A 20,424-nucleotide genomic window follows, 5' to 3' on the forward strand; every position below is an offset into this window, starting at 1 on the left:
TGGTCGGGGTAAGGGGATTCGAACTCCTGACATCCTGCTCCCAAAGCAGGCGCGCTACCGGACTGCGCTATACCCCGGTTTGAAATTGGCTCCGTGACCAGGACTCGAACCTGGGACCCAATGATTAACAGTCATTTGCTCTACCGACTGAGCTATCACGGAACTACACATTTCAATTTACAACTTTGAAGCTTTACTGCGTTCTCTTCGACCCGTTCGCATCGCTGCGTTCGTGTGTCTGAGGCGCGCTATTCTACAATCTTCAGCACCTCTGTCAACCCCCTAAATTGCTTTCAAGTTAATGATTTGCAACTTATTTTGGATTCCTGCTTGGGGAGCGGAAACCCTGGCGGGTGACTTACTGCGGGGCGCACTTTACAAGCCTTTTCCTTTGAGTTCAACAGCCTAACGAAAAAAAGGCCTCGTTATGCGAGGCCTTTTCGATTTTGCTGCCGTTTTGGATCAGACGAAGACGATTTCGTCGTTTTCCACCACACCGTGAGCGGTATCGCCCGGCATGAATCGACCGGACAGGATCAGCTGCGCCAGCGGGTTCTCGATCCAGCGCTGGATAGCGCGCTTGAGCGGCCGTGCGCCATACACCGGGTCGTAACCGACCGCGATCAGCTTGTCCATGGCTTCAGGGCTGAGCTCAAGCTTCAGTTCCCGCTCGGTCAGGCGGCTGCGCAGACGACCCAACTGGATCTCGGTAATGCCAGCGATCTGATCTCGCGCCAATGGCTCGAAGATCACCACTTCGTCGACCCGGTTGATGAACTCCGGCCGGAAGTGGCTGGAAATCGCATCCATCACAGCTGCACGCTGCGCCTCACGATCACCGACCAGTTCCTGGATCTGCACCGACCCCAGGTTGGAGGTCATGACAATCACGGTGTTCTTGAAGTCCACCGTACGGCCATGGCTGTCGGTCAGACGACCATCCTCGAGCACTTGCAGCAAGATGTTGAACACATCCGGGTGCGCCTTCTCGACTTCGTCCATCAGGATCACCGAGTAAGGCTTGCGACGCACCGCCTCAGTCAGGTAACCGCCCTCTTCATACCCCACGTAGCCTGGTGGCGCACCGATCAAGCGAGCCACGGAATGTTTCTCCATGAACTCGGACATGTCGATCCGCACCATCGCCTCTTCAGTATCAAAGAGGAACTCGGCCAGCGCCTTGCACAGCTCGGTTTTACCGACACCGGTCGGGCCGAGGAACATGAACGAGCCGCTCGGGCGATTCGGGTCGGACAACCCGGCGCGGGAACGCCGCACAGCGTTGGAAACCGCAACCACCGCTTCGTCCTGGCCGATCACACGCTGGTGCAACAGGCTTTCCATTTTCATCAGCTTTTCACGCTCGCCTTCGAGCATTTTCGACACCGGAATACCGGTCCACTTCGAAACGACTTCGGCGATCTCTTCTTCAGTCACCTTGCTGCGCAGCAACTGGTTTTCGGCTTTGCCGTGCTGATCGACCATTTGCAGGCTGCGTTCCAGATCAGGGATAACCCCGTACTGCAACTCGGCCATGCGGTTCAGGTCGCCTTTGCGACGGGCCGCTTCCAGTTCCTGACGGGACTGCTCGATTTTCTGCTGAATCTGCGCAGAACCCTGGACTTCGGCTTTTTCCGAGTTCCAGATTTCTTCGAGATCCGAGTACTCACGCTCATGCCGAGCGATTTCTTCCTGCAATTTTTCCAGACGCTTCTTCGCTGCGTCATCGCTTTCTTTCTTCAGCGCCTGGGATTCCACCTTCAGCTGAATCAGGCGACGCTCCAGACGGTCGAGCACTTCCGGCTTGGAGTCGATCTCCATGCGGATGCGGCTGGCGGCCTCGTCGATCAGGTCGATGGCCTTGTCCGGCAACTGTCGGTCAGTGATGTAGCGATGGCTGAGCTTGGCCGCGGCAATGATCGCGCCATCGGTGATCGCCACCTTGTGGTGAACCTCATAACGCTCCTTGAGGCCACGCAGGATGGCGATGGTGTCTTCTTCGCTCGGCTCATCCACCAGCACTTTCTGGAAACGTCGCTCGAGTGCGGCGTCCTTCTCAATGTATTGGCGGTACTCGTTGAGCGTGGTGGCACCGACACAATGCAGCTCACCGCGGGCCAGGGCCGGCTTGAGCATGTTGCCCGCATCCATCGAGCCTTCGCCCTTACCGGCGCCGACCATGGTGTGCAATTCGTCGATGAACAGGATGATCTGCCCTTCCTGCTTCGACAGTTCATTGAGCAGGGATTTCAGGCGCTCTTCGAACTCACCGCGATACTTGGCACCGGCAATCAGCGCCCCCATGTCCAGGGACAACAGGCGCTTGCCCTTGAGGCCATCCGGCACTTCGCCATTGATGATGCGCTGGGCCAGGCCTTCGGCGATGGCGGTTTTACCCACGCCAGGCTCACCGATCAGCACCGGGTTGTTCTTGGTCCGACGTTGCAGCACCTGGATTGTGCGGCGAATTTCATCGTCACGGCCGATCACCGGATCGAGCTTGCCGTCTTCGGCACGCTTGGTCAGGTCGACGGTGTATTTGTCCAGCGCCTGTCGCGCTTCTTCGTGGTTAGGGTCGTTGACGGCCTCGCCACCGCGCAGGTTGTTGATCGCATTTTCCAGGGCTTTCTTGCTCACGCCCTGGCCGAGCAACAGTTTGCCGAGCTTGCTGTTCTCGTCCATGGCGGCGAGCAGCACCAGTTCGCTGGAGATGAACTGGTCGCCCTTTTGCTGGGCCAGACGGTCGGCCTGGTTGAGCAGGCGCGCCAGATCCTGCGACATGTTCACGTCACCGGTCGGGTTCTGGATTTTCGGTAGCTGGTCGAGCTCTTTGGTCAGCTCTTTACGCAGGCTATTGACGTCGAAGCCCACCTGCATCAACAGGGGCTTGATCGAGCCACCCTGCTGTTCGAGCAAGGCTTGCATCAAGTGCGCCGGCTCGATGGCCGGATGATCGTGACCGACAGCCAGGGATTGGGCATCGGACAACGCTAACTGCAATTTGCTGGTTAAACGGTCTATACGCATGGGTCACCTTCCTTTTGAGCAGGCCGGACCTATAAAACATCCTGAATGAAGAAACCTGCCAGATACCACAATAGATGTGGTCGATTCTGGGAGTTTCAAGCGTCGGGACGTTGATGCAGGTCAGGGAAGCTTAGCGGGCGAGCCAGATCAGCGAGGCGAATCGACCGGTGCGGGACGCACGGCGATAAGAAAAGAAGCGAGGGTCGGTTACGGTGCAGAAACCACCACCATAGACAGCCGTTACACCACGAACTGCCAGACGCAAGCGGGCCAGCATATAGATGTCGGCCATGAACTTGCCGGGGTTTTGGCTCGGTACAAAGGCTTCTGCCGCTTGCGGCAACAGCTGTACGAAGGCTTCACGCACCTCCGGACCAACTTCAAAGGCTTGCGGGCCGATAGCCGGGCCGAGCCAGACCAATACTTCGGCAGGTGGCACGGCCAGACTGTCGAGGGTGGCCTCCAGCACGCCCGCCGCCAACCCGCGCCAACCGGCATGAGCCGCTGCGACACGGGTGCCGGCACGGTCGCAAAACAACACTGGCAGACAGTCGGCCGTCATCGCCGCGCAGGCGACGCCCGGCGTTGATGTCCAACTGGCATCAGCCGTATCCACCCGGCCTGGATCGGCATGGGCCACGACAATGCCGTGGACCTGCTGCAGCCAGGCCGGTTGAATGGAGAAATGATCGGTAAGACGACGGCGATTCTCGGCAACAGCTTCAGGATTGTCGTCGACGTGATCGCCGAGGTTGAGGCTGTCGAACGGCGCCAGACTGACGCCGCCCGCACGGGTGGTGACGCAGGCTTTGACCCCGGCCGGCGCGGGCCAGTCAGGAATCAGCCAGTCACTCATCCGATGAACGCCTCACGGTCTTGCTTAAGCAGGGTCAGCAACCAGACAAAATCTTCCGGCAACGGTGATTCCCAGCTCATGCGCTGACCGGTGGTCGGATGATCCAGTTCCAGGAAACGCGCATGCAGCGCCTGACGCGGGAAGTTTTTCAGCGATTCGACCATGGTTGGGTTGGCGGCCGGCGGAATACGGAAACGACCGCCGTAGGCAGGATCTCCGACCAACGGGTAGTTGATGTGCGCCATGTGCACGCGAATCTGGTGCGTACGACCGGTTTCCAGCTTCACCCGCACGTGAGTGTGGGAGCGGAAGCGCTCGAGCACGCGGTAATGGCTGACGGCTTGCTTGCCACCTTCCATCACGGCCATGCGCTGGCGTTGCTGGCCGTGACGACCGATCGGCGCGTTGATCTTGCCACCGGCTGTCACCACACCGATCACGATGCACTCGTAGATCCGGCTGACGCTGCGGCTCTGCAACTGTGTAACCAGCTGCGTCTGCGCTTGAATGGTCTTGGCCACCACCATCAGGCCGGTGGTGTCCTTGTCCAGGCGATGCACGATACCGGCGCGGGGTACATTGATGATGTCCGGCACGTGGTGCAGCAAGGCGTTGAGCAAGGTGCCGTCGGCATGACCGGCAGCCGGGTGCACCACCAGGCCCGCAGGCTTGTTGATCACCAGGATGTCGTCGTCTTCGTAGACGATATCCAGGGCTATGTCTTGAGCGACCCATTCGCCCTGAGCTTCCTGCTCGGCAGTCAGCTCAAGGATGGCGCCGCCGTGGACGATGTCTCGCGGGCGGATAACCGCCCCATCCACAGTCAGGCGGCCGTCTTTGATCCAGGCGGAAAGGCGCGAGCGCGAGTGCTCAGCGAATAATTGTGCGGCGACTTGATCGAGGCGTTGGCCGCCCAATTCGGACGGCACCTCTGCGCGAAGTTCAATTTTATCGGACATGCTCAGACTAGGCGTCGGCACAGCCTTTGGTTTCGGCTGCGCGCTTGTGGTTAAATACGGCGTCTTTTGCCCCGAGGCTATTCAACGGGGCGCTCATCATAACAGGACGGCCACGCCCAAGACAGCGGCCGTCATAGGGACGCAAGCCGCCATGCAAGTGAAACACCTGCTGCTGATCGCCATCCTCGCATTGACCGCTGCTTGCTCATCGAAGGAAGTCGTAGACGAAAACCTCAGTGAAGTCGAGCTGTACCAACAGGCTCAAGCCGACCTGGACAATAGCAGCTACACCAGTGCCATCGCCAAGCTGAAGGCTCTGGAATCGCGTTATCCGTTCGGTCGCTATGCCGATCAGGCGCAACTCGAACTCATCTACGCCAACTACAAGAACACCGAGCCTGAGGCTGCAAAGTCTGCAGCGGAACGCTTCATTCGCCTGCACCCACAGCATCCGAACGTCGATTATGCCTACTACCTCAAGGGCCTGACTTCTTTCGACCAGGATGTCGGCCTGCTGGCGCGTTTCCTGCCGCTGGACATGACCAAGCGTGACCCGGGCGCCGCCCGCGACTCCTATAACGAGTTCGCCCAGCTGACCAGCCGCTTCCCGAACAGCCGCTACGCACCAGACGCCAAGCAGCGCATGATCTATCTGCGCAACCTGCTGGCGGCCTACGAAATTCACGTGGCCGACTACTACCTGACCCGTCAGGCCTATGTCGCCGCCGCGAACCGCGGTCGTTACGTGGTGGAAAACTTCCAGGAAACCCCTTCGGTCGGCGACGGCCTGGCGGTGATGACCGAGGCCTACCAGCGCCTGCACCTGGACGAACTGGCTGCCACCAGCCTGGAAACCCTGAAGCTCAACTACCCGAACCACCCGACGCTGGTGGACGGTCAGTTCGTACCGACCGTGGCCGAAGCCGACAACCGTTCGTGGCTGAGCAAGACGACCCTGGGCCTGATCGAGTCCCGTCCGCCGCTGCCACCGGGCGAAACCCGCGCCAACCAGGACGTGCAGAAGCAGTTCCAGGACGCCAAGGACGCAATCCCGAGCGAGCTCAAGCCTAAAGACGACAATGGCGAAGCGCTTGAAGAAGAAAATCACGAAGCGCAAGGCAACGACAGCGACCGTTCGTGGTTCAGCTACATGACCTTCGGCGTGTTCGACTGACACCTTAGGTTGTGCAAAAAGGGAGACTTTCGAGTCTCCCTTTTTTATTTCAGCGCTTTATTACACTGTGCGCCTGTCTGGTCCTTGGCTAAACTGCCGCTTCATCAATCAAAAAGCAGCTCACCATGCTTCGTTTATTGTTCTGGATTGCCCTGATTGCCGCTGCAGTATGGTTCTGGCGCAAATTCAAGGGGCAGGCCTCCACCCCCAAGCCCCCTGCCGAACGGGAAGCGGCGCCAATGGTCCGTTGCGCCCATTGCGGCGTTCACCTGCCGCGCGACCGCGCACTGAGCCTCGACCAGCAATGGTATTGCAGCCAGGCTCATCTCGAGCAAGACAAAGGTTCCAAAGGCCGCTGACACCTCACCCGAAATAGCGGTCGATTGAGAACTATCGCGCGCCCCCAAGGAACTGAAAGGCATCGATCGACGTCTGACGCAGATTATTCAAGATCACTCTCTGCGAATGAACCGGGTAATCGAAAACGTCCTGCACCTGCTGCGCCGCGAGCAAATGTCGCCGCTACGGCTCGACCTGAAATCACTGGAAATACTCGATAATGAAGCCCCAGCCCGCCATATCAAAGGCCTGGGGCTTTATCTGTCCGGCCAGCCGGGCGAAAGCATTCTGTCCCGCCTAGACTTCAAAGCACGCCAGGAAAGCGGCTGCTTTTGCATGACCTATGCTCACGGACGAACCCCACATTGAACACCAGACCACGACAAAAAGTCTTGATCGTCGATGACGAACCGGACATTCGCGAACTCCTGGAAATCACCCTGGGAAGGATGAAACTGGAGACGTTCAACGCCCGCAACGTCGGCGAAGCGCAATCCCTGCTCAAACGCGAAACCTTCGATCTATGCCTGACCGACATGCAATTGTCGGACGGTACAGGCCTGGAGCTGGTGCAGCACATCCAGCAGCGCCACCCTCAGGTCCAGGTGGCGATGATCACCGCCTATGACAGTCTCGAAAACGCGATCAATGTGCTCAAGGCCGGGGCATTCGACTTCCTGACCAAACCGGTGGACCTTACGCGCTTGCGTGAACTGGTCACCAGCGCCCTGCTGGTTCCTGCCCGCGGGGGCGGTATCGATCGATGCTTGCTGGGCGACTCATTGCCCATGCGTAACCTACGCAAACACATCACCAAACTGGCCAGCAGCCATGCGACGGTATACATCAGCGGAGAATCCGGCAGCGGCAAGGAATTGGTCGCGCGCCTGATCCATGATCAAAGCCCCCGCGTCAATCAGCCGTTCATTGCGATCAACTGCGCGGCGATTCCTTCGGAGCTGTTGGAGAGCGAGTTTTTCGGCCATCGCAAAGGCAGTTTCAGCGGCGCCATCGAAGACAAATCCGGCCTGTTCCAGACAGCACACGGCGGCACCCTGCTCCTCGACGAAGTGGCTGACCTGCCACTGACCATGCAAGTCAAACTGCTGCGCGCGATTCAGGAAAAAGCCGTACGCAGCGTCGGCGGGCAGCAGGAAGTGGCGGTGGATGTGCGTATTCTCTGCGCCACCCACAAAGACCTTGGTGCAGAAGTCGCCGCCGGACGATTTCGTCATGATCTTTACTACCGTTTGAACGTGATCGAACTCCCGGTGCCGCCCTTGCGCGAGCGTCGTGATGACATCGAAATGCTAGCCAGCCACATACTCAAGCGCCTGGCCGCCGATACCGGTCAACCTGCCGCGAGACTCCACCCCCAAGCCCTCGATGCGCTGAAAAGCTATCGCTTCCCGGGCAATGTTCGGGAACTGGAAAACATGCTCGAACGGGCGCACACCTTGTGTGAGAACAAACAGATCGAAGCCGGCGACCTGCGCCTGGCTGAAGGCAACTGTGGGGCTGAGGGTGGCGTGCCGGACCTGACCCGGATCGACAATCTGGAAACCTACCTGGAAAACGTCGAACGCCAACTGCTGCTCCAGGCCCTGGAGGAAACACGCTGGAACCGCACGGCGGCGGCTCAGCGGTTGAATCTGTCATTCAGGTCAATGCGTTACCGGCTCAAGAAGCTGGGATTGGATTGAGGCTTTAAAGTCTTCCGGCAGGCGCATAAGGCGCCGGATCGATAATCGGTGCCCGGCCCAGCATCACATCGGCAAACAGTTGGCATGACGCCGGAGCCAGCACCAGCCCGTTACGGTAATGCCCGCAGTTGAGCCAGAGCCCGTCAAACCCCGGCACCGGGCCGATGTAAGGAATGCCCTCGGGTGATCCCGGGCGCAATCCGGCCCAATGCCCCACCACTTCGGCATCGGCCAGCGCCGGGATCAATTCCACCGCGGACGCCTTCAAACTTTCCAGTGCCGACCCGGTCGGCGTCTTGTCGAAGCCTTCATGCTCCAGCGTACTGCCGATCAGTATGTGCCCGTCGCGCCGGGGAATCGCATAACGGCCCTTGGCCAGGACCATGCTCGGCAGGAAATCCGCCGCACACTTGTAGAGAATCATCTGCCCTTTCACCGGCTCGACCGGCAGCGTCAGATCAAGACACTTGAGCAAATCACCGCTCCAGGCCCCCGCCGTCAGGACAACTTGATCGCCAAGAACAGAACCTGTGACGGTCTGCACGCCGACCACTTTATTGCCGTCACGAACAAACCCACTGACTTCGCACTGCTCATGGATCGTCACGTTCGGCAGCGCCAGCAACGCGGCCTTGAGTGACTTCACCAGACGCGGATTGCGCACGTTGGCGACGTCGGCCATATAGATCGCCCGGGAAAAACCGCTGCCCAGCACCGGTACGGCGTCGTGTGCCGCCGAAATATCCACCGCGCTAAGCGGACGATTTTCCCGGGCGGCCCATGCCAGCGCTTCAGCCTCGTCATCCAGATCCAGCCAGTACAGACCAGTGGTGTGCACTTCAGGATCAACGCCAGTGGCGGCAAACAAGCGCTCGCCCAGCTGTGGATAAAAGTCCTGGGACCAGTGAGCCAACGCGGTAACCGCCGGGCTGTAGCGCCACGGGTAAAGCGGCGAAACGATGCCACCACCGGCCCAGGACGACTCCTGACCGACGTTCGAGCGATCCAGCAGCACAACGCTTTGCACTTCGGAGGCGAGATTGAACGCCGTCAGCAATCCAATCACCCCACCGCCGACAATCACCACTTGCTGTTGCCTGGTCATGTTCTGATCCAATCGTTAAATAGACAGAGGGTACAAAAGGCACCCGAAAAAGAAACTCAGCGCCCCCAGCAGTCTTTGCTGGTCAGGCCGGATTTCGCGTTGACCATACCGAGCACACCGGTGTTGGTGATGGTCAGATCACCGCACTTGTCGGTGGCCATGCTCGAGTCAGCCTTGCGCACCGCGGTCAGCAGAAAGGCCTGGTCGGTCAGGGTCGGTGTGATGCTGTAGTAATCATTGCCGGCACTGAGGCCCGTCGCATCGGTGTAGGCATTTTTCTGCGAGTAGAAGCGCTCCAGCAGCTGCGCTTGCTCCGAGAGCAAACCGGCTACTTCTGCGCGACGGCCCTTGTTCATGTATTCGGTGAGACTCGGGGCAGCAATGGTCATGACAATACCGATGATCGCAATCACGATCATGATTTCGATCAGGGTAAAACCGCGGTTGGAACTACGCATGCATCAATTCTCACTCACTGTATTTGTCGCCACATGATGCGACGGCTGCCGCCGGATTTTTCCATCCCCGCAGTACCGTCGCCAGTGGAATCGTTCACGGCCCCGCCATTGTCGCTGACGTCCTGGGTCGAATGTTCTCCGATAAAGATCACGCCATCGGATAGCGTGTCGCTGTTGTCGACCACTCCATCGGCGTTGCTGTCGAGCATCTTAACGCTGATCGCCTCGGGCAGCTTCAGGCAGACGGCCTTCAACCCCTGATTGCTGTGGTAAAAGCCGTACCAGTTGCCATTGGCCAGACAGGTTGGCCGGTTCAGCGCTGGCGAATCCACTGATGTGGCAGCGTGCACCGACACCGACAGGTTAAGCGCGACGACGACACCAAATAGTTGTAACCATAACCTGACAGGTCGCTCAGTACTTCGCATAGATGCTCTCCACCACACTGCGCGAATGCCCCGCGATGCCGACTGCCGTTACCCGATACAAGGTTGCCGGGGTATTGATTGGCACATTCACCGTATTTCGGCTGACTCCGATGTTTTGCACGCCATAAAAGCCCTTGCCCGATGCAATCCAGGTCACTCCGGAAGAGGCGTTGAAACCGCCAGCGGTAATAGTCGAAGACTCGGAGGGTGGCGCACATTGCACGATGCCGCTGCAAACAGGTAGTGCATAGCTGTCCCGCTGCACTGTACCCTCGCCCACCCGCAACGCGGCTTCGGCACTCTGGAACGACTGGTTGCGCAAGGCGACGCTACCGGCCATTTTTTCCTGCAGGGTGGCGCTCTGCATTGATGAAAGACCAATCAGCGTCAGTAGGAGCAAGAACACCAGACTGACCAGCAGTGCCATGCCACGTTGGGCGTAATACGTCATGGGAGAACGATTCATTGGCACTCCCTCATGGCAAGCGGTTGCGCAGAGCGGCAACCACGTTGAAGGTTTGATCGGCCACCCGGTGGTTCGGATCGAAGAGAGTCAGGCTCAGGCGAACGCTACGAATCAGCGCGGGGTCCGGCGGGTTGCTGCTGTAGCGGGATGCAGCCAGGTCAGTGGCCGTGCTGGCCAGGCCGAAGCTCACGTCGAAAGCGCTGACGTTGTCCACCAATATCTGGTCTGCTGCGGCCCCGCTTTTCATCAGCAGTTGGTTGTTGCTGAAGCTGTAAATCAGCCGCCGGACCGGAAATGCCAGCTGCCCTGCCACTGGCGTCCGACCTTTACTGTAGGCCGTCGAATTGGTTCGACAATCGGAAAGTACGGTCCAGTCCGGTTCGCTGCCATTGCCGCCAACATCCGTCGTAACCAGTGTCAACTTGCGGCCGCCGTTATCCCAACGGATCGGTGCTACCTGACTGGCATGGAAATCCCTTTTCTTACTTGAATCGGTGATCGTTTCCAGGCAACCGAACATCCCGACCATGCGGACTTCCTGAATCATTTTGCTCAACACGAAACGTGCGTCCTCCTGCATGTTCGCGGCGGCATTCTGGCTGAGATAAGTGTTCTTGGCCGCAATGAAAACCTGCACCACGCCCAGCACCACGATCAGGCTCAATGCCAGGGCGATCAGCAACTCGACCAGGCTGAACCCCCTGCTGCGGCGACTCACGGGATCACCGCCGGATCAATGGCCGCGCGACTGCTCAGGACGAAACTGCGCCGAGAGTCGGCTGCCTTCGCAGCCCGTGAGTCGTCCCAGGTAATTGTGATGGTGTACACCTGCTGATTGACGCTGACACTACCCGTCGCGGTGGCGCCGAGCGAACTGACAATGTTGGCGTTGAAGTCAAACAGGTCCTGATCCCGGGTAACGTCCGGGTTGCCCGAAGCCGGCGGCGCAATGGTGTAGTCCGCAGCGGCGTTGGCGCGAATGCGGTCCATCATGTCGTAGGCGATAAAGCTGGCCTGACTGATCATGCGCGCGCTGTCCGTGTACTTCAGCGCATTGAGCTGAAACGCCGCCGCCCCCAACAGGCCCACTCCCAGAATGACTAATGCCACCAGGACTTCGACTAGCGTCATACCTTCCTGCGTACGTTTGCTCCATGCCCTCATCCGCAACTTCCACCCAATAGAATTCGTCCGTTCATACACACTGTCAGCGTCCTGCTTTGTGCTCCCCGCCCATAGCTGATCAGCACCTCTGTGGACGGTGATGACAATCCGCCCAGGCTGTTGAAATCGATGGCCGTGACGCCAGAGGTTAGCGCCAGAGTCGCGCCGCTGCTCATCGGCGGAACAACCCGTAATACATTGGCCAAAGCGCCAGTACCGTCGTAAACCGCCAGCTCCCCACTCCAGACATCCCCACCCGCCGCTGGGCGCACCCGTGTGGTATTACCCCGATCGATGGCTTCGAGCCGGGCAAAATTCAAGGCTCGTCGCAGGTCAGCTATTTCGGTGTCAGCCCTGGTTGTTTGCGCCGAGCGGGTAAACGCCGGGACGGCCATAGTCAGCAGAATCAGAAGGATCGCGAGCGCGACCAGCAACTCGATCAGCGTGAAACCTTTTGTAGGATGATCCATCGGGGCCTTCTGTTTCCTTCGGCTATACCTGCTCTTGCGCGGCACCACATTCGAGCGATGCGGTGCGTTTGCGTTGCCATTTCTCGCGCAGGGATTGCGCGAGCCACAGCACGCCACGGAGGGAAATGTCATGCGGCAACAAGGCTTCAGCCTGATCGAACTGCTCATGGGACTGGCAATTACCGGAATTGTTCTGCATTTGGTCAGTCCGGCGTTCGCAACGCTGGTCGAGTCGAACCAAAGACAACAAGCGGCACAGGCTCTTTCCAGCAGTATTCGCACTGCCCGCAGCGAAGCCATCGTCCGCAACCAGGCCGTGGTGATTCACGGCATCAATGGCGATTGGAGCCAAGGCTGGAGGATCATTCTGGATATCAGCGGCAAGGGGGAGATGGACAGCGACAATCCACTGCTGGCCGAACGCCAGAGCGGCGCACGCCTGTCGATTGTGGGGAACAGTACGGTCGAAAGCTCAATACGCTTCAGAGGTCAGGGCGAGGCACTGTTTGGAGGGACGCTACACGTTTGCGCTGTTCGCGAACCGGTAAGCCAACATCAAGTGGTGTTGGCCCGGACCGGTCGCGTCAGCCTGCGTAGCGACAAGGCTGAGCATCCGTTATGCGAAAAAAGGAATAAGTTCAGAGCAACGAGCGAACGCGCAGTTCTTTAGGCATCGAGAACGTGATGTTCTCCTCGCGACCGGCCAGCTCATCGGCACCGGTGGCACCCCAGGCCTGCAACTGCTGGATCACGCCGCGCACCAGGACTTCCGGGGCGGATGCGCCAGCGGTGATGCCAATACGCTCGACGCCGTCGAACCAGCTCTTTTGCAGGTCTTCGGCACCGTCGATCAGGTAGGCCGGCGTGGACATGCGTTCTGCCAATTCGCGCAAGCGATTGGAGTTGGAGCTGTTCGGGCTGCCGACCACCAGCACCACGTCGCACTCGTCGGCCAGTTGCTTGACCGCGTCCTGACGGTTTTGCGTGGCGTAGCAAATGTCGTCCTTGCGCGGTCCACCGATGGCCGGAAAGCGCGAACGCAGAGCGTCGATAACACGGCTGGTATCGTCCATCGACAAGGTGGTCTGGGTCACGAAGGCGAGCTTTTCAGGGTTCCTTACCTGCAACGCCGCGACATCTTTCTCGTCTTCGACCAGGTAGATCGCGCCACCACTGCCGGCATCGTACTGGCCCATGGTGCCTTCGACTTCCGGGTGACCGGCGTGGCCGATGAGAATGCACTCTCGGCCGTCACGGCTGTAACGCGCCACTTCAATGTGGACTTTGGTCACCAGCGGGCAGGTGGCGTCGAACACTTTCAGACCACGACCAGCCGCTTCGCTGCGCACGGCCTGGGAAACGCCGTGGGCACTGAAGATCACGATGACGTCGTCCGGCACCTGGTCCAGCTCTTCGACGAAAATCGCACCACGGGAGCGCAGGTCTTCGACGACAAATTTGTTGTGGACCACTTCGTGGCGCACGTAGATCGGCGGCCCGAAGACTTCCAGGGCGCGGTTGACGATTTCGATCGCCCGGTCCACGCCGGCGCAGAAGCCACGGGGGTTGGCGAGTTTGATTTGCATGCTGTGCCTCGTGTCTTGCGCGCAAGAAATATCGAAAACAGAGAAAAACCAGTGTGGGAGCGGGCTTGCTCGCGAAGGCGTCATCACATCCAACATTCTTGCTGACTGACACACCGCTTTCGCGAGCAAGCCCGCTCCCACATTTTGACCGTGCTCGGTCAGTTACAGTGCTTTGACGGAAATGATTTCCACGTCAAAGGTCAACGTCTTGCCCGCCAGCGGGTGGTTGAAGTCGACGGTCACTTGCGCGTCATCGAACTCTTTCACCACGCCCGGCAATTCAGTATTGGCCGCATCGTTGAAGATCACCAGCAAGCCAGGCGACAGTTCCATGTCCTGGAACTGGGAGCGCGGGATGAGCTGCACGTTTTGCGGGTTGGACTGGCCGAAAGCGTTTTCCGGCTCGATGCTCAGCGTACGCTTGTCACCGGCCTTGAAACCGAACAGGGCCGCTTCGAATCCTGGCAACAGGTTGCCATCACCAACCTTGAAGGTTGCCGGGGCTTTATCGAAGGTGCTGTCCACTGTGTCGCCGTTCTCCAGGCGCAATGCGAAATGCAAGGTGACTTCCGTGTTCTGGCCGATGCGTTGCTCAGCCAATACCTGTTCAGTCATGAACGGTTTCTCCGGTCTTTTTACTTTTGAACATATCCAGTGCCAGCATGACAGCGCCTACAGTGATCGCACTGTCGGCAAAGTTGAACGCCGGGAAATACCAGCGGTTCTGCCAATGCACCAGAATGAAATCGATCACATGGCCCAGGGCAATGCGGTCGTACAGATTGCCCAGCGCACCGCCGAGCACCAGTGCCAGCGCAACCGCCAGCCAGGTTTCGTTGCGCCCCAGACGCTTGAGCCACACCACCAGCACCACACTGACCACGACCGCGATCAACGCGAACAGCCAGCGCTGCCAGCCGGAGCTGTCAGCCAGGAAGCTGAACGCCGCGCCAGTGTTGTAGGCCAGGGTCCAGCTGAAGTAATCGGGGATGATTACGATCTGCTGGTACATCTGGAGCTTGCCTTCGAAGTAGAACTTGCTGGCCTGGTCGATGACCAAAACCAGCAAACTCAACCAGAGCCAGCTCAGCCGTCCGAAACGGCCAACGGCATTAGGCATAGTGACGGACCTCGCCAGCGCCGCTGATGTTATCCACGCAACGACCACAGATTTCCGGATGCTCCGGGTTCACGCCGACGTCTTCACGGCAGTGCCAGCAACGGGCGCACTTGGCGTGGCTCGACTTGACGATCTTCAGCTTCAGGCCGCTGACTTCGGTGACCACGGCATCGGCTGGTGCCTGCACCAATGGCGCAACACTGGCGGTCGACGTGATCAGCACGAAGCGCAGTTCGTTGCTCAGCTTGGCCAAGTCCGCGGTCAGCGCGTCTTCGGCGAACAGCGTCACTTCGGCCTGCAGGTTGCCACCGACAGCCTTGGCTGCACGCTGGATTTCCATTTCCTTGTTGACCGCGACCTTGACCGCCATGATCCGGTCCCAGTAAGCGCGATCCAGCTCGAAGCCTTGCGGCAATTCGGTCAGGCCTTCGTACCAGGTGTTGAGCATGACGGACTCGTTACGCTCGCCCGGCAGGTACTGCCACAGTTCGTCGGCGGTGAACGCCAGGATCGGCGCAATCCAGCGCACCAACGCCTCGGAGATGTGGAACAGCGCGGTCTGGCACGAACGGCGGGCCTTGCTGTCGGCGCCAGTGGTGTACTGACGGTCCTTGATGATGTCGAGATAGAAACCGCCCAGCTCCTGCACGCAGAAGTTGTGGATCTTCGAGTATACGTTCCAGAAGCGGTATTCGCCGTAGTGCTCTTGCAGCTCGCGTTGCAGCAGCAGAGTACGGTCTACGGCCCAACGGTCCAGAGCCAGCATTTCTTCGGCCGGCAGCAGATCGGTGGCCGGGTTGAAGCCGGTCAGGTTCGAAAGCAGGAAGCGCGCGGTGTTACGTATACGCCGATAGGCGTCCGCACTGCGTTGCAGGATCTGCTCGGAAACCGCCATTTCGCCTGAATAGTCGGTCGAAGCGACCCACAGACGCATGATGTCGGCGCCCAGGGTGTCGTTGACTTTCTGTGGCGCAATCACGTTGCCCAAGGATTTGGACATCTTGCGGCCGGACTCGTCGACCGTGAAGCCGTGAGTCAGCAGTTCGCGATACGGTGCGTGGTTGTCGATGGCGCAACCGGTCAGCAGCGACGAGTGGAACCAGCCACGGTGTTGGTCCGAGCCTTCCAGGTACAGGTCGGCGCGCGGGCCGGTTTCGTGGCCCATCGGGTGCGAACCGCGCAGGACGTGCCAGTGCGTGGTGCCCGAGTCGAACCAGACATCCAGGGTGTCGCTGATCTTGTCGTACTGCGGCGCTTCATCGCCCAGCAACTCGGCGGCGTCCAGCTTGAACCAGGCCTCGATGCCTTCGACTTCAACGCGCTTGGCGACTTCTTCCATCAGCTCGACGGTGCGAGGGTGCAGCTCGCCGCTTTCCTTGTTCAGGAAGAACGGGATCGGCACGCCCCAGTTGCGCTGACGGGAAATGCACCAGTCCGGACGATTGGCAATCATCGAGTGCAGGCGCGCCTGGCCCCAGGCCGGAACGAACTGGGTTTCTTCGATGGCTTTGAGCGAGCGCTGACGCAGGGTGTCGCCGGTGGTCGGCTGCTTGTCCATGCCGATGAACCACTGCGCGGTGGCGCGATAGATCAGCGGGGTCTTGTGGCGCCAGCAGTGCATGTAGCTGTGTTCGATGATGGTGGTGTGCAGCAGCGCACCGACTTCGGTCAGCTTGTCGACGATGGCCGGGTTGGCCTTCCAGATGAACTGGCCGCCGAAGAATTCCAGCGACGGTACGTAAACGCCGTTGCTTTGTACCGGATTGAGGATGTCATCGTTGACCATGCCGTACTTCTTGCAGGTCACGAAGTCGTCCACGCCATAGGCCGGAGCGGAGTGAACCACACCGGTGCCAGCGCCCAGTTCAACGTAGTCGGCCAGGTAAACCGGCGACAGACGGTCGTAGAACGGGTGACGGAAGTTGATCAGTTCCAGCGCTTTACCGGTGGTGGTCGCAATGACCGAACCTTCCAGCGAGTAGCGCGCCAGGCACGCCTCGACCAGCTCTTCAGCCAGCACCAGCAGCTTGTCGCCGACGTCGACCAGGGCGTAGTTGAATTCCGGGTGAACGTTCAGCGCCTGGTTGGCCGGGATGGTCCACGGGGTGGTGGTCCAGATCACGATCGAGGCAGGCTTGGCCAGCGATGGCAGACCGAAGGCGGCAGCCAGCTTGGCTTCATCGGCAATCGGGAACGCCACGTCGATGGTCGAGGACTTCTTGTTCTCGTATTCGACTTCCGCTTCGGCCAGGGCCGAACCGCAGTCAAAGCACCAGTTCACAGGCTTGAGGCCCTTGAACACAAAACCGCCCTTGACGATTTCGGCCAAGGCACGGATTTCACCGGCCTCGTTCTTGAAGTCCATGGTCTTGTACGGATTGGCGAAGTCGCCCAGCACGCCGAGGCGAATGAACTCGGACTTCTGCCCTTCGATCTGCTCGGTGGCATAGGCCCGGCACAGTTCGCGGGTCTTGTCCGCGCCCAGGTTCTTGCCGTGAGTCACTTCGACTTTGTGCTCGATCGGCAGGCCGTGGCAGTCCCAACCCGGTACATAAGGCGCGTCGAAGCCCGACAGGGTCTTCGAGCGGATGATCATGTCCTTGAGAATCTTGTTCAGCGCATGACCGATGTGAATCGAGCCGTTGGCGTACGGAGGGCCGTCGTGCAATACGAACTTCGGACGATCCTTGCCAATCTCGCGCAACTTTCCGTACAGGCCAATGCTGTCCCAGCGCTGCAGAATCTGCGGTTCGCGCTGGGGCAGGCCGGCCTTCATTGGGAAGGCGGTGTCCGGAAGGTTTAGCGTGGCTTTATAGTCGGTCATTTAAGGCTCTTCATTAGCGATGGGCGCTAGGTGCGGCTAGTGCACGGGCGGCGGCGACATCCGCGTTGATCGCCGTTTTCAACGCCTCCAGAGAGGCGAAACGCTGCTCTTCACGCAGCTTGTGGTGGAAAACCACCGTTAAACGCCGGTCATACAGATCGCCGGCAAAATCTAAAAGATGCACTTCCAGGTGGGCTTTGCCATCACCTTGAACCGTGGGCCGCACGCCAATGTTGGCGACGCCGGGCCAGGTCTTGCCGTCGATCTCGACATCCACCAGGTAAACCCCGGTGAACGGCACGCGACGACGCTTGAGTTGTATGTTGGCGGTGCGCGTACCCAACTGCCGCGCGAGCTTCTGGCCATGCAATACGCGACCGGCAATCCGGTACGGCCGCCCGAGCAGGCGTTCGGCCAGGGCGAAATCAGCGGCAGCCAGGGCGTTACGGACCTGTGTGCTGCTGACCCGGATGCCATCCAGCTCGACGGTTTGCGCCGCTTCGACGGTAAAACCCTGAACGATGCCGGCCTGTTGCAGGAAATCGAAATCTCCCGCGCGATCACAGCCGAAACGGAAGTCGTCCCCGACCTCCAGGTGCTGGACGCCAAGGCCATCCACCAGAATGGTATCGACGAACTCGCTGGCGCTGAGCTTGCTCAGGCGCTGGTTGAACGCCAGGCACAGAACACGGTCGACGCCTTCTGCGGCCAACAATTGCAGCTTGTCCCGCAGGCGGGCCAGACGGGCCGGCGCGGTGTCCGGAGCAAAGAACTCTCGCGGCTGCGGCTCGAAAATCACCACGCAACTGGGCACGCCCAACTCGAGCGCGCGCTCACGCAGCCGCGCCAGGATAGCCTGGTGGCCACGGTGCACACCGTCAAAGTTGCCAATAGTGGCGACACAGCCCCGATGCTGGGGGCGCAGATTGTGGAGGCCTCGAACCAGCTGCATAACGCGCTTCTTGCTCATAAAGTGGTCGATTATAACCACACCCGGCGGCCGACGACAGGCAACACCGTAACCCAAAGTGATCGAGCCGACAAAACCGCCGGCTCGCCCGTGTATATCAAGGCCAGAACCTCAGCCCAGCGCCTTGCGATTGAAGTCGCGCAAACGGAAGCCCATCAACACTAACATGCCGAAATAAGCCACCACACCCGCCGCCACCAACGCCCCCAGACGCAAGAACCGTTCGAGCATATGCCCCTGATCCCAGGCCGGCATGAAGTGCATCGTACCCAACAGTACCGCGGACATCACTGCCACCGCGACCAGCAACTTGAATGTGAACTTCGCCCAGCCCGGCTGCGGCTGGTACATCTGCTGCTTGCGCAGTTGATAGAACAGCAACCCGGCATTGAGACAGGCGCCGGCACTGATCGCCAAGGCCAGGCCCGCGTGAGCCAGGGGGCCGATCAGCATCAAATTGAACAACTGGGTGATCACCAGGGTGAAAATCGCAATTTTTACCGGTGTACGGATGTTTTGTTGCGCATAAAAGCCAGGGGCCAGCACTTTGACCACAATAATTCCGAGCAACCCGACCGAGTAGGCGATCAGGGCACGCTGGGTCATCGATGCATCAAACGCATTGAACTGGCCGTACTGGAACAAAGAAACCGTCAGCGGCTCAGCCAGAATCCCCAATGCCAGGGAGCAAGGCAGCACCAATACGAAGCACAGGCGCAGGCCCCAGTCGAGGATGCGCGAATACTCGTGACGATCCTTGTTGGCGTAGGTCTTGGCCAGGGTCGGCAGCAGAATCGTCCCCAGCGCCACGCCCAACACGCCGGACGGCAGCTCCATCAAACGGTCGGCGTAATACATCCACGACACGGAACCGGCAACCAGGAACGAAGCGAAGATAGTGTTGATGATCAGCGAAATCTGGCTCACCGAGACACCGAGGATGGCTGGCAGCATTTGCTTCATTACACGCCAGACGCCGGTGTCGCGCAGGTTCAGGCGCGGCAGTACCAGCATGCCGATCTTTTTCAGGTGCGGCAGCTGATAGAGCAACTGCGCCAGGCCGCCGACCAGTACCGCCCAGCCGAGCGCCATTACGGGCGGATCGAAGTACGGCGTCAGAAACACCGCAAATATGATCATGCTGACATTGAGCAAGGTCGGCACGAAGGCTGGCACCGAAAAGCGGTTCCAGGTGTTGAGGATCGCGCCGGCCAGCGACGACAGGGAAATCAGCAGGATGTAGGGAAAGGTCACCCGCAGCAGGCTGGACGTCAGTTCGAACTTTTCCGGCGTGTCAGTGAAACCCGGCGCGGTCACCCAGATGACCCACGGCGCGGCGATCATGCCCAACGCCGTGACCAGCGCCAGCACCAGCGTCAACAGGCCCGAGACGTAGGCAATGAACGTACGCGTCGCCTCTTCACCCTTCTGGCTTTTATATTCGGCAAGAATTGGCACGAACGCCTGGGAAAACGCCCCTTCGGCAAATATCCGCCGCAGCAAATTGGGCAGTTTGAAGGCGATAAAGAACGCGTCGGTCGCCATTCCTGCGCCAAATGCGCGCGCAATGAGGGTGTCCCGAACAAATCCCAAAATCCGGGAAAGCATCGTGATAGAGCTGACGGCGGCCAACGATTTGAGCAGATTCATGGAAAGAGTTTGTGCCTGTCGATAAACAGCAGGCGAACTACGCGCCTACTTATGCGATACTCCGCGCCGCAACAGCACAGAGCCAAAGCTCGCGAGTTTACAGGTCGCACGCTGGAAAGAAATCT

Annotated in this window: 20 protein-coding genes, 2 tRNA genes and 1 pseudogene; 5 read left to right on the plus strand and 18 right to left on the minus strand. The window is 59.4% G+C overall.

The window, feature by feature from the left end:
* From AC3IT9_RS25005 to rluD, 5 genes are all read right to left on the minus strand, one after another.
* Positions 1–77, minus strand: a tRNA-Pro gene (locus AC3IT9_RS25005).
* 9 nt (positions 78–86) lie between these two features.
* Positions 87–162: transfer RNA gene (locus AC3IT9_RS25010), tRNA-Asn, on the minus strand.
* 300 nt (positions 163–462) lie between these two features.
* Positions 463–3,027 (minus strand): ATP-dependent chaperone ClpB, encoded by a 2,565-nt coding sequence (gene clpB / locus AC3IT9_RS25015; protein ID WP_150754962.1) that lies wholly within the window; start codon positions 3,025–3,027, stop codon positions 463–465.
* A 130-nt stretch (positions 3,028–3,157) separates the two neighbouring features.
* Positions 3,158–3,883, minus strand: coding sequence for a peptidoglycan editing factor PgeF (gene pgeF, locus AC3IT9_RS25020; RefSeq protein WP_489271258.1), 726 nt, complete (start codon positions 3,881–3,883; stop codon positions 3,158–3,160).
* On the minus strand, positions 3,880–4,842 hold the full coding sequence (rluD, locus tag AC3IT9_RS25025; RefSeq protein ID WP_008052092.1) for a 23S rRNA pseudouridine(1911/1915/1917) synthase RluD: 963 nt from the start codon (positions 4,840–4,842) through the stop codon (positions 3,880–3,882). The genes pgeF and rluD overlap by 4 nt, the downstream gene beginning before the upstream one ends.
* 151 nt (positions 4,843–4,993) lie before the next feature.
* Between rluD and AC3IT9_RS25030 the strand changes: the two genes are divergently transcribed.
* The 4 genes and pseudogenes from AC3IT9_RS25030 (at position 4,994) to AC3IT9_RS25045 (ending at position 8,058) form a co-directional block, all read left to right on the plus strand.
* A complete protein-coding gene (locus AC3IT9_RS25030; RefSeq protein WP_150754964.1) occupies positions 4,994–6,016 on the plus strand; it encodes an outer membrane protein assembly factor BamD in 1,023 nt (340 codons plus the stop codon).
* A gap of 125 nt (positions 6,017–6,141) precedes the next feature.
* Positions 6,142–6,375, plus strand: coding sequence for a PP0621 family protein (locus tag AC3IT9_RS25035; RefSeq protein ID WP_150727047.1), 234 nt, complete (start codon positions 6,142–6,144; stop codon positions 6,373–6,375).
* A gap of 28 nt (positions 6,376–6,403) precedes the next feature.
* Positions 6,404–6,724 (plus strand): annotated as a pseudogene (locus AC3IT9_RS25040) (hypothetical protein); the annotation flags it as partial.
* The gene (locus AC3IT9_RS25045) at positions 6,721–8,058 is read left to right on the plus strand and encodes a sigma-54-dependent transcriptional regulator (protein WP_150754966.1); all 1,338 of its coding nucleotides are present in this window, start codon (positions 6,721–6,723) and stop codon (positions 8,056–8,058) included. The pseudogene AC3IT9_RS25040 and the gene AC3IT9_RS25045, both read left to right, overlap by 4 nt.
* Before the next feature lie 4 nt (positions 8,059–8,062).
* On the opposite strand, the gene thiO is transcribed toward AC3IT9_RS25045, so the two are convergent.
* The 7 genes from thiO to AC3IT9_RS25080 are packed head-to-tail and all read right to left on the minus strand — an operon-like array spanning position 8,063 to position 12,149.
* Entirely contained in the window at positions 8,063–9,163 is a 1,101-nt protein-coding gene (gene thiO, locus AC3IT9_RS25050) for a glycine oxidase ThiO (protein WP_489271259.1), read from the minus strand.
* A 56-nt stretch (positions 9,164–9,219) separates the two neighbouring features.
* Positions 9,220–9,621 (minus strand): type IV pilin protein, encoded by a 402-nt coding sequence (locus AC3IT9_RS25055; protein WP_150757741.1) that lies wholly within the window; start codon positions 9,619–9,621, stop codon positions 9,220–9,222.
* Between the two features lie 14 nt (positions 9,622–9,635).
* Positions 9,636–10,049 carry a hypothetical protein gene (locus tag AC3IT9_RS25060; protein WP_489271260.1) on the minus strand — a complete coding sequence of 138 codons (414 nt, stop codon included), beginning with the start codon at positions 10,047–10,049 and terminating at the stop codon, positions 9,636–9,638.
* Positions 10,036–10,515 carry a pilus assembly PilX family protein gene (locus AC3IT9_RS25065; RefSeq protein WP_489271261.1) on the minus strand — a complete coding sequence of 160 codons (480 nt, stop codon included), beginning with the start codon at positions 10,513–10,515 and terminating at the stop codon, positions 10,036–10,038. The genes AC3IT9_RS25060 and AC3IT9_RS25065 overlap by 14 nt, the downstream gene beginning before the upstream one ends.
* A 10-nt stretch (positions 10,516–10,525) precedes the next feature.
* Positions 10,526–11,233 (minus strand): PilW family protein, encoded by a 708-nt coding sequence (locus tag AC3IT9_RS25070; RefSeq protein WP_489271262.1) that lies wholly within the window; start codon positions 11,231–11,233, stop codon positions 10,526–10,528.
* Positions 11,230–11,679 carry a type IV pilus modification protein PilV gene (gene pilV, locus AC3IT9_RS25075; protein ID WP_489271263.1) on the minus strand — a complete coding sequence of 150 codons (450 nt, stop codon included), beginning with the start codon at positions 11,677–11,679 and terminating at the stop codon, positions 11,230–11,232. Before pilV ends, AC3IT9_RS25070 begins: the two co-directional genes overlap by 4 nt.
* Positions 11,676–12,149 carry a GspH/FimT family pseudopilin gene (locus AC3IT9_RS25080; protein ID WP_489271264.1) on the minus strand — a complete coding sequence of 158 codons (474 nt, stop codon included), beginning with the start codon at positions 12,147–12,149 and terminating at the stop codon, positions 11,676–11,678. The genes pilV and AC3IT9_RS25080 overlap by 4 nt, the downstream gene beginning before the upstream one ends.
* Positions 12,150–12,279: 130 nt before the next feature.
* Here AC3IT9_RS25080 and AC3IT9_RS25085 point away from each other — a divergent pair, with 130 nt between their 5' ends.
* Complete coding sequence (locus AC3IT9_RS25085; protein WP_489271265.1) at positions 12,280–12,819, plus strand: GspH/FimT family pseudopilin; 540 nt, start codon at positions 12,280–12,282, stop codon at positions 12,817–12,819.
* Here the strand turns inward: AC3IT9_RS25085 and ispH are convergent.
* From ispH to murJ, 6 genes are all read right to left on the minus strand, one after another.
* Positions 12,788–13,735, minus strand: a complete 948-nt coding sequence (gene ispH, locus AC3IT9_RS25090; RefSeq protein ID WP_150754973.1) for a 4-hydroxy-3-methylbut-2-enyl diphosphate reductase — start codon at positions 13,733–13,735, stop codon at positions 12,788–12,790. The two genes, AC3IT9_RS25085 and ispH, sit on opposite strands and share 32 nt — an antisense overlap.
* A 162-nt stretch (positions 13,736–13,897) precedes the next feature.
* Positions 13,898–14,335 carry an FKBP-type peptidyl-prolyl cis-trans isomerase gene (gene fkpB / locus AC3IT9_RS25095; RefSeq protein WP_191628064.1) on the minus strand — a complete coding sequence of 146 codons (438 nt, stop codon included), beginning with the start codon at positions 14,333–14,335 and terminating at the stop codon, positions 13,898–13,900.
* Between the two features lie 7 nt (positions 14,336–14,342).
* A complete protein-coding gene (gene lspA, locus AC3IT9_RS25100; RefSeq protein WP_150754975.1) occupies positions 14,343–14,855 on the minus strand; it encodes a signal peptidase II in 513 nt (170 codons plus the stop codon).
* Complete coding sequence (gene ileS, locus AC3IT9_RS25105; RefSeq protein ID WP_489271266.1) at positions 14,848–17,679, minus strand: isoleucine--tRNA ligase; 2,832 nt, start codon at positions 17,677–17,679, stop codon at positions 14,848–14,850. Before ileS ends, lspA begins: the two co-directional genes overlap by 8 nt.
* A 13-nt stretch (positions 17,680–17,692) precedes the next feature.
* Complete coding sequence (gene ribF / locus AC3IT9_RS25110) at positions 17,693–18,631, minus strand: bifunctional riboflavin kinase/FAD synthetase (protein ID WP_150727032.1); 939 nt, start codon at positions 18,629–18,631, stop codon at positions 17,693–17,695.
* 129 nt (positions 18,632–18,760) lie between these two features.
* A complete protein-coding gene (gene murJ / locus AC3IT9_RS25115) occupies positions 18,761–20,299 on the minus strand; it encodes a murein biosynthesis integral membrane protein MurJ (RefSeq protein WP_150754977.1) in 1,539 nt (512 codons plus the stop codon).
* Positions 20,300–20,424 lie beyond the last annotated feature (125 nt).

This window comes from Pseudomonas sp. KH_046_1 (genome assembly GCF_057839025.1).

What these genes read in the sequence shown, in the direction of transcription:
- clpB (WP_150754962.1), bottom strand. Translation starts at nt 3,027, where the DNA reads ATGCGTATAGACCGTTTAACCAGCAAATTGCAGTTAGCGTTGTCCGAT.
- pgeF (WP_489271258.1), bottom strand. Translation starts at nt 3,883, where the DNA reads ATGAGTGACTGGCTGATTCCTGACTGGCCCGCGCCGGCCGGGGTCAAA.
- rluD (WP_008052092.1), bottom strand. Translation starts at nt 4,842, where the DNA reads ATGTCCGATAAAATTGAACTTCGCGCAGAGGTGCCGTCCGAATTGGGC.
- AC3IT9_RS25030 (WP_150754964.1), top strand. Translation starts at nt 4,994, where the DNA reads ATGCAAGTGAAACACCTGCTGCTGATCGCCATCCTCGCATTGACCGCT.
- AC3IT9_RS25035 (WP_150727047.1), top strand. Translation starts at nt 6,142, where the DNA reads ATGCTTCGTTTATTGTTCTGGATTGCCCTGATTGCCGCTGCAGTATGG.
- thiO (WP_489271259.1), bottom strand. Translation starts at nt 9,163, where the DNA reads ATGACCAGGCAACAGCAAGTGGTGATTGTCGGCGGTGGGGTGATTGGA.
- AC3IT9_RS25055 (WP_150757741.1), bottom strand. Translation starts at nt 9,621, where the DNA reads ATGCGTAGTTCCAACCGCGGTTTTACCCTGATCGAAATCATGATCGTG.
- AC3IT9_RS25060 (WP_489271260.1), bottom strand. Translation starts at nt 10,049, where the DNA reads ATGCGAAGTACTGAGCGACCTGTCAGGTTATGGTTACAACTATTTGGT.
- AC3IT9_RS25065 (WP_489271261.1), bottom strand. Translation starts at nt 10,515, where the DNA reads ATGAATCGTTCTCCCATGACGTATTACGCCCAACGTGGCATGGCACTG.
- pilV (WP_489271263.1), bottom strand. Translation starts at nt 11,679, where the DNA reads ATGAGGGCATGGAGCAAACGTACGCAGGAAGGTATGACGCTAGTCGAA.
- AC3IT9_RS25080 (WP_489271264.1), bottom strand. Translation starts at nt 12,149, where the DNA reads ATGGATCATCCTACAAAAGGTTTCACGCTGATCGAGTTGCTGGTCGCG.
- AC3IT9_RS25085 (WP_489271265.1), top strand. Translation starts at nt 12,280, where the DNA reads ATGCGGCAACAAGGCTTCAGCCTGATCGAACTGCTCATGGGACTGGCA.
- ispH (WP_150754973.1), bottom strand. Translation starts at nt 13,735, where the DNA reads ATGCAAATCAAACTCGCCAACCCCCGTGGCTTCTGCGCCGGCGTGGAC.
- lspA (WP_150754975.1), bottom strand. Translation starts at nt 14,855, where the DNA reads ATGCCTAATGCCGTTGGCCGTTTCGGACGGCTGAGCTGGCTCTGGTTG.
- ileS (WP_489271266.1), bottom strand. Translation starts at nt 17,679, where the DNA reads ATGACCGACTATAAAGCCACGCTAAACCTTCCGGACACCGCCTTCCCA.
- ribF (WP_150727032.1), bottom strand. Translation starts at nt 18,631, where the DNA reads ATGCAGCTGGTTCGAGGCCTCCACAATCTGCGCCCCCAGCATCGGGGC.
- murJ (WP_150754977.1), bottom strand. Translation starts at nt 20,299, where the DNA reads ATGAATCTGCTCAAATCGTTGGCCGCCGTCAGCTCTATCACGATGCTT.